Source organism: Planococcus wigleyi (genome assembly GCF_014836985.1).
In the GTDB taxonomy this organism is placed as follows: domain Bacteria; phylum Bacillota; class Bacilli; order Bacillales_A; family Planococcaceae; genus Planococcus; species Planococcus notacanthi.
The window spans coordinates 976,898-989,299 of sequence record NZ_JACSPU010000001.1; the positions used below are offsets into that span (position 1 = coordinate 976,898).

Annotated in this window: 16 protein-coding genes; 9 read left to right on the forward strand and 7 right to left on the reverse strand. The window is 40.7% G+C overall.

All coding sequences use genetic code 11. The features are described from left to right. Positions 1 to 27: 27 nt before the first annotated feature. Complete coding sequence (locus tag H9630_RS04595; protein WP_191714282.1) at positions 28 to 786, reverse strand: alpha/beta fold hydrolase; 759 nt, start codon at positions 784 to 786, stop codon at positions 28 to 30. A gap of 231 nt (positions 787 to 1,017) precedes the next feature. On the opposite strand from H9630_RS04595, the gene H9630_RS04600 reads away from it, so the two are divergent. Continuing rightward, positions 1,018 to 3,774, forward strand: coding sequence for a sensor domain-containing phosphodiesterase (locus H9630_RS04600; protein WP_191714283.1), 2,757 nt, complete (start codon positions 1,018 to 1,020; stop codon positions 3,772 to 3,774). A 2-nt stretch (positions 3,775 to 3,776) separates the two neighbouring features. Here the strand turns inward: H9630_RS04600 and H9630_RS04605 are convergent, their stop codons facing one another. Both H9630_RS04605 and H9630_RS04610 read right to left on the reverse strand, forming a co-directional pair. Further along, a complete protein-coding gene (locus H9630_RS04605; protein WP_191714284.1) occupies positions 3,777 to 4,157 on the reverse strand; it encodes a hypothetical protein in 381 nt (126 codons plus the stop codon). Between the two features lie 193 nt (positions 4,158 to 4,350). Beyond that, positions 4,351 to 4,860, reverse strand: coding sequence for an RtcB family protein (locus H9630_RS04610; protein ID WP_191714285.1), 510 nt, complete (start codon positions 4,858 to 4,860; stop codon positions 4,351 to 4,353). Between the two features lie 246 nt (positions 4,861 to 5,106). Between H9630_RS04610 and H9630_RS04615 the strand changes: the two genes are divergently transcribed. Beyond that, positions 5,107 to 5,814: a DNA alkylation repair protein gene (locus H9630_RS04615; RefSeq protein WP_191714512.1), complete on the forward strand. Its 708-nt coding sequence runs from the start codon at positions 5,107 to 5,109 to the stop codon at positions 5,812 to 5,814. Between the two features lie 54 nt (positions 5,815 to 5,868). On the opposite strand, the gene H9630_RS04620 is transcribed toward H9630_RS04615, so the two are convergent. Then, positions 5,869 to 6,144 (reverse strand): hypothetical protein, encoded by a 276-nt coding sequence (locus H9630_RS04620; protein WP_191714286.1) that lies wholly within the window; start codon positions 6,142 to 6,144, stop codon positions 5,869 to 5,871. 175 nt (positions 6,145 to 6,319) lie between these two features. Between H9630_RS04620 and H9630_RS04625 the strand changes: the two genes are divergently transcribed. Together H9630_RS04625 and H9630_RS04630 are read left to right on the forward strand one after the other, a co-directional pair. Next, positions 6,320 to 7,249, forward strand: a complete 930-nt coding sequence (locus tag H9630_RS04625; RefSeq protein ID WP_191714287.1) for a phosphotransferase — start codon at positions 6,320 to 6,322, stop codon at positions 7,247 to 7,249. A gap of 80 nt (positions 7,250 to 7,329) precedes the next feature. After that, positions 7,330 to 7,521 carry a hypothetical protein gene (locus tag H9630_RS04630; RefSeq protein ID WP_191714288.1) on the forward strand — a complete coding sequence of 64 codons (192 nt, stop codon included), beginning with the start codon at positions 7,330 to 7,332 and terminating at the stop codon, positions 7,519 to 7,521. Positions 7,522 to 7,544: 23 nt separating this feature from the next. On the opposite strand, the gene H9630_RS04635 is transcribed toward H9630_RS04630, so the two are convergent. Continuing rightward, entirely contained in the window at positions 7,545 to 8,336 is a 792-nt protein-coding gene (locus H9630_RS04635) for an alpha/beta hydrolase (protein WP_191714289.1), read from the reverse strand. A gap of 98 nt (positions 8,337 to 8,434) precedes the next feature. Here H9630_RS04635 and H9630_RS04640 point away from each other — a divergent pair, with 98 nt between their 5' ends. Beyond that, positions 8,435 to 8,740 carry a hypothetical protein gene (locus H9630_RS04640; protein WP_191714290.1) on the forward strand — a complete coding sequence of 102 codons (306 nt, stop codon included), beginning with the start codon at positions 8,435 to 8,437 and terminating at the stop codon, positions 8,738 to 8,740. A 192-nt stretch (positions 8,741 to 8,932) separates the two neighbouring features. Then, positions 8,933 to 9,151, forward strand: coding sequence for a hypothetical protein (locus tag H9630_RS04645; protein ID WP_191714291.1), 219 nt, complete (start codon positions 8,933 to 8,935; stop codon positions 9,149 to 9,151). A 91-nt stretch (positions 9,152 to 9,242) separates the two neighbouring features. Here the strand turns inward: H9630_RS04645 and H9630_RS04650 are convergent, their stop codons facing one another. Both H9630_RS04650 and H9630_RS04655 read right to left on the reverse strand, forming a co-directional pair. Further along, entirely contained in the window at positions 9,243 to 9,935 is a 693-nt protein-coding gene (locus H9630_RS04650; protein WP_191714292.1) for a DUF3169 family protein, read from the reverse strand. Then, positions 9,932 to 10,138: a helix-turn-helix transcriptional regulator gene (locus H9630_RS04655; protein ID WP_191714293.1), complete on the reverse strand. Its 207-nt coding sequence runs from the start codon at positions 10,136 to 10,138 to the stop codon at positions 9,932 to 9,934. The genes H9630_RS04650 and H9630_RS04655 overlap by 4 nt, the downstream gene beginning before the upstream one ends. 208 nt (positions 10,139 to 10,346) lie before the next feature. On the opposite strand from H9630_RS04655, the gene H9630_RS04660 reads away from it, so the two are divergent. From H9630_RS04660 to H9630_RS04670, 3 genes are read left to right on the forward strand one after another with little or no spacing between them, the layout of a single operon-like run. Further along, on the forward strand, positions 10,347 to 10,766 hold the full coding sequence (locus H9630_RS04660; protein WP_191714294.1) for an RrF2 family transcriptional regulator: 420 nt from the start codon (positions 10,347 to 10,349) through the stop codon (positions 10,764 to 10,766). Positions 10,767 to 10,791: 25 nt separating this feature from the next. Continuing rightward, positions 10,792 to 11,724: an NAD(P)/FAD-dependent oxidoreductase gene (locus H9630_RS04665; protein WP_191714295.1), complete on the forward strand. Its 933-nt coding sequence runs from the start codon at positions 10,792 to 10,794 to the stop codon at positions 11,722 to 11,724. Between the two features lie 21 nt (positions 11,725 to 11,745). After that, positions 11,746 to 12,342 (forward strand): class I SAM-dependent methyltransferase, encoded by a 597-nt coding sequence (locus tag H9630_RS04670; protein WP_191714296.1) that lies wholly within the window; start codon positions 11,746 to 11,748, stop codon positions 12,340 to 12,342. Positions 12,343 to 12,402: the final 60 nt, after the last annotated feature.

Below are 12,402 nucleotides of genomic sequence, written 5' to 3' on the forward strand. Positions count from 1 at the left end.
ATCTTCAGACGGCAACTCGCCAAACAGCTATTCACCATGTTTTTCATGAGGAAGGCAGTTTAGCCAATCTCTTAACAGTTGGTTAAATTCATGCGCTTTTTGCACCGGCCAAGCATGTTGGGCGCCAGGAATCAAACGTCCTACGGAATTTGGGACTAATTCAGGAGCTAGACTTACAGCTTCCAAAATACCGGGAGATTCCTGGTCCCCTGCTGTGAACAAGCAGGGAACAGCAATATTTCCATACGACGGATCCAGCTGGAACTGCATAATTTCCTTCCAAATGGTTTCATAAGTTTTGCGTGTCAGCAGCTGATAATTCGCACAAAATTCAGCTGCTTTATCGGGAGGCAAATGATAATAGCCACGGGCGACTCTATTGAGATAACGTTCATTTTGGATTTCTCTTTGGACAATTCGGGATTGCATTTTATGGAGAAATTGAAAGCGCATGGGTGTGGCGGTAATGCCACTGATAAAGGCGCTGAGAATTTTGTCGGGATGCCGTTTCGCCAATTCCAAGGCGACATGGCCACCTAATGATATCCCGACTACATGAACGGTCCGGTTTTTTATGACTTCTTTTGCAATCAAATCAGTAGTATCCATTAAGCTGACCCAGGGGACAGAAACGCTTTTTCCATGCCCTGGCAAATCCACCAGGATGATCGGGTAATCCGAGAATGCTTTTTCTTGCTGCCACCACATCCACCGGCCCGCACCAATTCCATGGATAAAGAGAATGGGCTCGTTTTCATTAGTCTCTGTTTCCGAAAAATGGAGCATTATATTCAACTCCTCTCGTTTTCTCCAATCAAAGATCCTCTCTAACCAATGAATTAAAATCCAAAATTAACCATATAAAACAAACTTTTTGACCTTTAAATGAAATAAAATGGTAGAATAATGAGAAAGTCACTAAAATGAATAGACTTCATTTCTATAATGTCATTCATGATGATAAAAATATACCTAATAGCTCTGATGCATATCTAGGAAAAGACGGAGGATCTTCAAATGCAAAAAGAACAAACTAGATATTCTCGGTTAGCTCATATAACAAAATTAATAAATTCCAAGTTCGAATTGCGGCCTTTGATGGAGTATGTCATCACGGCGATATCGGAAGAAATTGTCCAATGTGATTCTGTCGGTATTTATTTGCCTCAAGAAGATGGTAATTTCAGAGGATATGTTGGTAAACCTGAAGTAATAAACGGAATGACCTTGGATATGCACTTGATTGATACGAAATTTGATTTATTGGCAAAAGAAGTAATTGAAACTCAAAAAACAATTTACATACCTGACACAGCTAAAGACCGTCGCCCGGACCCAAGAGCAGTGGCAGGATTCGGAATAAAATCTTTGTTGGCACTTCCTATTTCCTATGAAGGAGAATTGTATGGGCTCGTTTTTTTATTTGACTATGGGATCCCAATGAATCTGTCACCTGATGAAATACAAACGGTTGAAGCCTATGTCAATATGGCAGGTGTTGCCATCCGCAACACGAACAATTTAGCGCGCAAAGAAAATCTCATTTCCGAAAAACAATTGCTGTTGGACCTGACTCGGGATTTATCTATGAGTGCCTCGATTGCGGCTGTTATGGATAAATGTTTCCATTATATCAGCGTTGTTTTAAAAAACGATAATATTGGCGTTCATTTACTGGATCCTTTGGCTGGTGCAAAAATCAAACCTACTAATTTAAGTGAAAAAAGTGATTGGGATAAAGAAGAATGGCTGGAGAAACATGATGAGCTGCGCTTTGACCCTTCAAATGACCCGGTTTTCGACGAAGTGATCCGAACGAAAAAGCCATTGCTGATTGCAGATGTGACAAAAGATGAAAGACCGAATCAGGAAGTATGCCGCTCTTTCGGTATTGAAGGGATGCTTATGATTCCTTTTGTAGCTATGGGAGAAGTTTTGGGTGCCTTGGCTCTCGTGCAGTTTGAAAAGAACGCATCAGCCTACAGTGAATCAGATATACAATTGGCACAATCTATAGCCGATGCCACTGCCTCTACACTATCTAATCTGCTGTACATGGATAAACAAGAAGTAATTATTGAAGAAAGAACTTCAGAAATCCAGACAAAAAATAATGAATTAGAAAAAGTTGTTGCTGAATTGGGAAGCTTGAGCCGGGAAAAGGAATTGATATTAAATTCAGTTGGTGAAGGTATTTTTGGGTTTGATCTGGAAGGAAAAATCACTTTCTGTAATGCGGCAACCGACTCTATCCTGGGTTATGAAAAAGGTGAACTGATCGGACATTCTTATAAATCAGTTTTTGACAAAGCTCAGCTATCCATGAAAAGTTCATCTTCGATAAAAGAAGGTGTAAAATTCCGCAAAAAAGACAGCACTTCTTTTTCGGTTGAATATGTACTTTCGGCAATAAAAGAAAATGGTGAAATCATAGGAGAAGTCGTTACGTTCAGGGATATAACGGAAAGAATGCGATTAGAAGAAGAAATTCGATATTTAGCTTATTATGATAAACTTACTGATTTGCCGAACCGGATTCTTTTAGAGGTTCTCTTGATACAGGAAATAAGCAGAGCAGCAAAATCAAAAGGCAATATAGCAGTTTTTTATTTGGATTTAGATCGGTTCAAAATGATTAATGACAGTTTGGGCCACAGCTATGGAGATCTTCTCTTAAGGGATGTCGCAAACCGATTAAGACGTACTGTTCCTGATGAGGCTATTGTTTCCCGGCAAGGGGGAGACGAATTCACCATTCTATTGCCGGAATTCCAATACCATAACGAAGTTTTGAACCTAGTGGAACGAATAGTGAATTCTTTTGCTGAGCCTTTTTCGTTAAAAGGAAGTGATGTCTACATTAAAACCAGTATCGGAATTAGTTTGTACCCTCAAGATGGTCAGTCAGCTGAAACCTTGATTAAAAATGCAGATGCTGCCATGTACAAATCCAAGGAAAAGTCTGGAACCTACCATCATTTCTTTAGAAGTGAAATGAGCGACAGAAGCCTCGAAAATATAATGCTGGAGAATGCGTTGTACAAAGCTTTGGAAAATGAAGAGCTAGAGATTTATTATCAGCCTCAAATTGATAGTAGAAACAATCAGATTATGGGTGCAGAAGCATTGCTAAGATGGAACCATCCGATTAAAGGAATGATTTCTCCCCTTGATTTTATTCCGATAGCTGAAGAGTCAGGGTTGATTGTTCCAATTGGAAGATGGGTGTTGTTGAATGCATGCAAACAGTTGAAAATATGGCATGAGCAGGGACATACAGATATGACTGTATCTGTAAATCTATCAGGACGCCAGTTTGAAGAAGACGACTTGCTAACGATGATTGAATCCATCTTATCTGAAACAGGTTTAGCTCCTGATTTTTTGCATATTGAATTAACGGAAAATCAGATTTTTAAAAATACCCATTTTACGATAGATAAAATGAAAGAGCTGAAAATGCTTGGCGTCAAAATAGCATTGGATGATTTTGGAACAGGCTATTCATCTTTAGGCTATTTGAAGAATTTTCCGATTGATACATTAAAGGTGGATCGATCCTTTATGGCGGATATCACAAAAGACAAAGACAATGCAGCCATCACCAGCACGATTATTGCATTAGCTCAAAATCTCGGGTTGGATATCATCGCTGAAGGCGTAGAAACCGAAGAACAATTGGTTTTTCTTACGGCTAAAGATTGTTTCACTATACAAGGCTATTACTTCAGTAAACCGTTAAAAGCCGATGCGCTGACTGAAAAATATATGTGAAATCAATTATTTGCCCGCAAATAAAGCTTATTCGCAGAACAAATTCTCGGAATAGACTCTGCACATGTGTCTCCCAAGATGGCTTTTATTTCCCCTTGAACTATAAGTTGATCCCCGGTTAGAGGGGTTTCTTGGAAGTCGGTAATGACCGTTTTATCATTCACTCGAATCCACATTACGGTTTCATTTGCTGAAATTTGTTGCGATAATTCCACCAAAACTTTGTCATCCTCTATTTCAGTAATGGTTCCACTGATTTCAGTTTCCGCTTGATACTGAGTGTCTTCAGAATTTTCATCTGGGCTGGCGGAGATTTGGGATGTTGCGTCACCTTGGCAAGCGCCCAATAAAAAGACCAGCGCTAAAAACCAAATTGCCTTCATCGGATTCACTCCTTCAACTTCTAAACTATTTCAGCTCTGTAGTGCTAGACGGAGAGAACACCTTATAGTTTCAATCAAAAAAGAGCAGCGAAAGCCGCTCTTTTATTTGTTCTTTCTCCAGTCTTGAAATTCTGTAGCCTTGAAATTGTAGCCGGGCTTCAGTACAGACTGAATCTCAATGGTTACTTTCGTATTATCGATGATCTCCTGCATCGTTTTGTATGCAAAAGGCGACTCCTCGATTGTGTCTTGGCTGACACTTGTGGTGTAGGCGTCTTTCATCGTATCCGTGAAATCGTTTAGTTCCAGCAGCTGTATCTCTGGAGAAGTTCGCCAAAACACGGTCCAGCTCTACATGCTTGATAAAGTCATGAGCGGCAGTTCGGATGGATTGGCCAGAAGGGACGAATGCCTTTACGGCCGCATCCAACTTGGCGAAATCAACATCCGGTTTCTGAACTTCCACGCATAGCATGCCGCAGCCAATGTCCACGCCGACCAGATTCGGGACCACACGATCGATCACTTTCATGGTAGTCCCGATGACGGCACCTTTTCCGGCGTGGCAATCCGGCATGATGCGGACCTGTGCATTTGCTGTCAATTCTTCGTTTAAGAACCCCTCGATTTGCGATACCGTAACATCGTCAATATTGTCTGTAAACACTTTTGCATTACTGTACTTGCCTTTTATAACTTTCAATGTCATCCCTCTTTATTCCGTTTTAGTAAAAAGTACCTTTGCAATATAAATCTATAATATCAGCTTTATTTCTATTTGTGTAAGAAATTGGATATACATTTCGGATTTCAGTGAATATACTGAAAGTGGAGGTAGGAAGATGCAAATACTATGTCTTAGTCGGGATAATGAGCCAGCCAGAATTATATGCATTAATTATGAAATTTACCCGGAAATGTGAAAGCTGTTGAAAGGAGAGACTAAATGATGGATTTCGAAATAGTAATGCAGGAACTTGAAGCGCTGGGCAAAGAGCGGATGAAGAAAATGTACGTATCCAATGGTGCACACGAACCGGTTTATGGAGTGGCTACGGGGGCGATGAAACCGATAGTGAAGCAAATCAAAAGAGACCAGCAATTAGCAGAACAGCTTTACGCGACCGGCAACTATGATGCCATGTATTTTGCAGGTATTATCGCAGATCCGAAAGCCATGGCCGCAACAGATTTTGAGCGGTGGATCGATGGCGCATATTTTTACATGCTATCAGATTATGTTGTAGCCGTAACGTTGTCGGAATCGGATATTGCACAGGAAGTAGCCGACAAATGGATAGACAGCGGCGAAGAGCTGAAGATGTCTGCAGGTTGGAGCTGTTACTGCTGGCTTCTGGGGAGCCGGAAGGACCAGGAATTTTCCGAAAGCAAAATCGCCTCAATGTTGGATCGAGTTAAACATACGATACACGATTCGCCTGAACGAACGAAATCTGCAATGAATAATTTTTTATACACGGTTGGTATCTCTTATAGACCGCTTACTGAAAAAGCGGTTGAAGTTTCAAAAGAAGTGGGAGTAATCGAAATGAAGAGGGACAATAAAAAGAGCAGTTTTTTGAATGCCAATGAAAGCATTCAAAAGGATCTGGATAAAGGCAGAATCGGATTTAAACGGAGATATGTAAGATGTTAATAGAAAAGGACAATCTTCTGTGGATTGTCCTTTTTGAGTTGTTTCGGACTTTCTTTATTCCTCACGCAGTTTTTTGGATGCATAGCCAATATACAAGAATGCCAATCCATTAACCAATGTAGCAACAGCAAAAATAAAGCCGAAAAAGCTGACACCGATTCCGGCCTGTACAATAGGCGCGATGACTCCCATAAAAATGGCGTAAACCAAAAAAGGGAGCAGGAAAGCTGTCATGTATCCGGAATGAATCCATCGGTGCCGCTTGTTTCCGGCAAACTTGCTTACCGAAAAGCTTAACAGAGCAATGTATATAGCCAAAATAAGGATCATCTCCAGACCTCCAATTCATTTGATTTTAAGTGAAAGATAACACACAAGTATTTCAACTATATCCACGTACTGGTAAGATAAGGGAAAGTGTTGATGTATGTAAAAGGTAATCCTAAGCAGGCAATGAATCATCTTTCACCTAGTAGTGGATATAAACCAGTAGAGGAGCATTTCAATGAACGCTAAAGACATACTGAATAAATTCGGATTCCATGCGGAAGATGAGCCGATCAGCATTTATGCTTTTTCTCCTGTGTACCGGGTCACTCAACCTGGAGGAGAATATATCATCAAAAAAACCCAAAGTCCGATGCTTAAAGCAAATCGTCTGATGGCCTACACCACAAGTTTGAAAGAGTCGGGAATTGACGTAGTCGTACCTGTTTCCATGACCACGGATAATCCGATGGCTATTGATGGCGCAATATATGTCGTGTATCCGTTTATTCAGGGAAGTACTTATTCAGGACTGGACAGTGAAATCCAGGAAGCTGGTAAACTGTTCGGCCAGATCCACGCTCTTTCTTCCAATGAAAATGAATTTAATTTAAGTCCCTATGATGCATATGATTTTAATGAACAAGAAGCAGAAGAAGGCATTCAAAAAATCACCCAGAATTCATCAGCATACGATATCGAAATATCTCCCAAGCTGGAAGACCGGCTTATGCAAGCGGTCCACAATCAAGAAGACTTAAATCAAGCTGCATTGCCCCACGTTGCCACGCCTTATGATTTTAAAGCGAACAACCTGATCTATACTCCCGACCCTTATTTGATTGATCCGGATAATGCAGGTTGGGTCCCACGGATTTTCGATTTGGCGTTGGTTCTTTTACTGTTTCACAATGAACTGGAAACTGCACCAGATCAGCCATTTACTTCGCGCCAATGGAAATTGTTTTTAACAGGCTATGAAGAATCGGTGGCCCTGTCACCGCTAGAAAAATCCTATTGGCCGAAAGCCATTCAACATGTATTTCTTGATGAAGTGATGTGGCTGATGGCCGATACCCCAGAAGATTGGCACAATTCTGCGCAGCGAAAATTGTTCGAGAAGCTTGTCCAATTGCTGATGAATGTTGAAGAGTATGATTTTATATAACCCGATCAAGAAAGTATATTGAGTGCTTTGAATTAAGTAGAGGAGTTATCACTTATAATTTTCCAATAAGGAGCGTTTTTATGAAAGATCGAATCATTTTAGCAATCATCTTATTTTGTGTACTCGGAGCAGCCGCAGTGAGCAACATAGATTTTTTAAGCCAAACTGCCAAGTCCGCTTTTTATATCGTCAGCATGGGCATCCTTCTTATAATAGGGATTGTCAGTCTGTTTGCTTTAATAAAAAAAGGCAGAAATAAAGAAGGGATGTAACCTTGATGCATTCTTTGGACACTCTATTGTTTCAATGACATCACTAGCTCTTTAAAATGAACGGATACATAAGCAGGGTTGGTAATCGGTAAAAGGTGATGGCTTTTCGGGATAACCTTGATGATCGCCTCTGACTGTGAAAGACGGAAGGCCACTTTTTTCTCTGCTTCAGACTCGTCTTTTTCCTTATCAGCCAGCAACAACAAAAGAGGAACGTCAGATTCTTCCTTTAGACAATAGTTAGTTTTGGTAACGGCTTTAGACAGTGCATTCACTGCAACTGCATCGCTATGATGGACATATATTCCATCTCTGTTTACAAAGTTGCCGAGCAGATACACAGTAAATTTCTCTTTCATAAAAGATGGCATATCCATTGCCTCGACTTGTTCCTGGATGGCTTGTTGTAAATCTTCGAGCTTTTCAACGGCAGAAAGTTCAATTTCTTCATCTTCACCGCCGCTATAATCGCCTATGAAATAATGACCTCCATCCAACAAAGTGATGCTGAGGACTATTTCAGGAAATTTTTTATAGAAATGTTGGATGATCCAAGCTCCGATTGAATTGCCTATAAGATGGACTTCGGAAATTGATAATTCGGCTAAAAGTCTCTTAAGCTCTTCTATATAGGTTTCAATTGAAAAGTTTTTGCTTGCCTCATTATTATGGCCAGGCAAATCGATAGCCAACAACTGGAATTCCTTCAGATTTTCAGCTAAGGATTCATAGATTTCCTTCCGTTCTCCAAGTGCTGGGATTGCGACGATTGTGGGTTTATTGTTTCCTTGATTGTATAAAATAGACTGTGACATTCAAGTGCCTCCCAAATATTCCTAGATAAAGTACTATTTCGTTAACCGCAAAATAATACCTGCAAATTCATTCGTTTTAATCGAAAAGGGGACAGGAAATGACAAAGTTAACTGCGTGGGTGATCGGCAGTTTTGTGTCGGCTACAATCTTATGTGTTTTCGGGCAAGGGATCGCATATTTTTTGAACGAGAATGTTGTTGATATCGCGCCAATTTACTACTTGACGGCTTTAACTGTTAGTGGCATTTCACTGTATGCACTAGCTGCAATCTTAATTTTTTTTCTGTTCAAAAAGAAAGAATTTGTTTCTGAAAATCGGGAAATCTATTTGATGATCTTGTGCATAACGGCTCCAAGTGCATCTGTCTGGGCATTTTTTGTTACGGTAATGTGGTGGGGATAGAAGCAAAGTTTCACAGAAAAGCGCGCTTTAAAGGATCTGATAGCTTTTGATTTCATAAGAATAGAAACAAATTTTATATTTATAGGACAGCACGTGCTATAATATAGAACTTAGGGCAAAACCAGCTTTTGCCGTAATTGAACGGATGCCAAAAAGCCTCCGCTTCCCGAAAGAATATGGAGGTGTAAGAAAATGAATAAACGATGGACCTTTAAAGAAATTAAAGCATTTGTTGAAAAAAACTCAGACAGCAAATTATTGTCTACAGAATATCATGGGTTTTCTCAGAAGCTGCTGTTTAAATGTGCATGCGGCAATAATTTCGAGAAAACATTTACAAAATTCAATACGAAAAACCAGCGTAAATGTGACGTGTGCCAGCCGCCGAAAGCGCCGCGTGGCCAAGAATAAATAGCAAAAGAACTGATTTCTGAATACAGAAATCAGTTCTTTTTTATGCTCAATACGAAAGATAATCCATCTCTTCGTTGCCCATAGGCAATTATTTGTTTCGAATGCTGAATTGGTATTGAGTGTTGGTGATGGCCAAAATACCAACAATGATAAAAATGCTGAACAGCTGTGATGAATCTGACGCAATCGAGTAGAAAAGAAGCAGGACAATCGCTCCCAGCAACAGGGAATTCATAGTGATATGTGTTTTATATAAACCGCCAAGCATTATGTGCTTTTCGCCATCATCTGAAACATTCAACAGTTTTTCGGCATATTTCTTATCAGTAATGGAAGGCAAATCTCTTTCTGGATACATATTTTTCATCAATCCTGGCAGAATGCCGGAAATGATAAAACTGAAGGCAATCAGCACAAGACCGAAAATCAGCAGCCAAAGTGGTTGGGTCGTCAAAAGGCTCAAGCTCATTGATGCCAAACTGAACAAGATGGCCAAAGTAGAAGCAAGGCTTGCATCTGCATAGTGTCTGTACATCCGCCCTTCAGCAGCGTCTTCTTCCTCTCCGGACAAATCCTGTTTGGCGAGATTGCGGATACTGACATAGCGGTAAGCGGAAAAGACAGCTAAAACAGCAGCGGCTGCGAGAATGATCAAGTTTCCAGGGTAGGCGTAAGGCGATAAGTCGATACGGAAATCTCCATCCAAAACAGCGAGCATACCGAAAAATCCAATCAATGCACCGATCACCAATTGACCGATTAAACTTCCGTATTTTTTCATTTCAGTTCCTCCTCTTCAAATTGAAAAATCTCTTCGACGGGTTCTTTAAAGACACGGGCGATTTTCGTAGCAATCAGCAGAGAAGGCATAAATTCTCCCCGTTCAATCAAACTTACCGTTTGCCGGGAAATCTTTGCCCGTTTCGCTAATTCTGTTTGATTGATGCCCAATCGAGCCCGTAATTCCTTTAATCTTGTCTTCATGTCTTCACCTCACTATAGGTAAAGTGTAAACGATGTATTTCAAAATGACAAGTATATTAGTCATATTGAAAATTATTGTTGTCTTTCTCCAATAATTTATAAGGATGAAGATGAATAAAAATTGACTCCGCATGGCATGGGTGTTATATTTTATTTAATTAGAGACAACAAGAGTCTGTAATGTCTCTAAAAGGAAAGGAAGGCCATTATGAAATATTCAAACGCGACGAACTATGCTTTGCACACGATGGTGCATCTTATCCGGTTGCCGCAAAACAGTACGATAGGTGTTCAGGAACTGGCGGAATTTCAAAAGCTGTCGCCAACTTATCTTTCGAAAATATTAACCAAGCTTACCAAGGGTGGACTGATTGAATCAACTCCGGGTGCCAAAGGCGGGTACAAAATCTCCAAGTCTCCAAATGAAATCTCATTTTTAGATGTCATTATTGCCATTGAAGGAGACAGCAAGCTGTTCAATTGCTCGCTTCATCACAATGAAGGCTGCCTGATAGAAGAAGTCATGCGACAATCTGAAGAAAATATGAAATCTGAACTTGAAAGCCGGTTATTGATTGATATCGTGAAGAAGATGGAGAGCAGAGCCGAAACAGCCACCGGCAACTAAATTTATAAAGAAGGAAGATGATGGCATGATAATGGATTGCGCAGTAATCGGCGGAGGGCCTGCTGGATTGAATGCTTCACTGGTTTTGGGCAGGGCAAGAAAGCAAACGGTTTTGTTTGATGACAATAAACCAAGGAATATTGTCACATCGGAAGCCCATGGATTTATAACACGCGACGGGATAGATCCTCAGGAATTGAAACGAATTGCACAAGACGAACTGGCTGAATATCCGAATATCCAAATTGAAAAACAGCGGGTGCAAAGCATAGTAAAAGAACAAGAGCTGTTCCATATTGAAACCGAGCAAGGTGATCAATTCAAAGCCCGAAAAGTGATTTTAGCGACGGGCTTTAAAGAAGTTCTTCCGGCTATCGACCGCTTGAACGAATTTTATGGAAAGAGCCTTTTCAGTTGCCCATTTTCTGATGGATGGGAGCTCAGAGACCGTCCGCTCGTTGTGCTTGCAGAAATCCCAGGTGCTTTTCATATGGCCAAAGTGGCTTCCAATTGGACGAATGATTTAATTGTCTGTACGAATGGAAAACCGGTCCTGTCTATAGAGGAAAAAGAGATTTTGGAAAAGAACAGCATCAAAGTCAACGAGAAAAAGATCCGCTCATTGATTGGGACAAAGGGTAAATTGGAAGCCATTGAGTTTGAGGATGGCGAAAGTCTTTCCCGTACAGGCGGGTTTGTAGCATCCGAATGGATACAGGCTTCTGGGTTTGGCACATCACTCGGCTGTGATTTGAATGAACGGGACGGTGTGAAAACCGATCGTTTTCAACGGACCAATGTCGAGGGAGTCTTTGCTTGCGGAGATACGGTGATGGATGGGCCATCACAATTGATCATCGCTGCTGCAGAAGGCAGTATGGCCGGAATTAGCGTCAATGGAGAACTGCTTGAAGAAAAATTTAAAAAACAGGACAGGTTGAATTCGATTCAAAATTAAAGAGAATGAGGAGAGTTGCAAATGCCAAACAACCACAGCAAGCCCCAAGAAAAAACACATGGCCATCACCACGGGAAAATCTCTTATCTGGAAAACCCGGAAAGAAGAAAGGCATTTTCTCCCGAAACCTTGTTGAAAAGAATTCCATTGAAAAACACTGACTCTGTTTTAGACTTTGGTGCTGGAACCGGTTATTTCACGATCCCTGCAGCTAAACAAGTCGATGGCGATGTCTATGCATTGGATACTGATTTGAGTATGCTGGAAATGATCAAAACAAAAGCCGCGAAAGAAGAGCTTACTAATATTGTGCCAATCCAAGGCGGTGAAGGAGAGCTTTCAATCCCGAAAGAATCCATAGATGTGGTCATTGCATCATTGGTTTTACATGAAATTGATCCTTTGGCAGAAACGTTAATGAAGATAAAAGAGTTGCTCAAAGCAGGTGGCCATTTGGCCGTCGTTGAATTGGAGCCTAAAAAAAAGCCGGACCAAAAAGCGCCGAGAGTTTCATTGGCCGGCATGGAAAAGGAAATTGAAGATGCGGGGTTGTGTATTACCGATAAGTTCTTTCCGGTTGACTCCTTGTACGTTCTCATTGCCCGGAAGCAAGAGTAGGCAAAAGGTTTACTGACTGATATTCAGAATGGAAATTTAGCTCTGGATGATTGGTAAAAC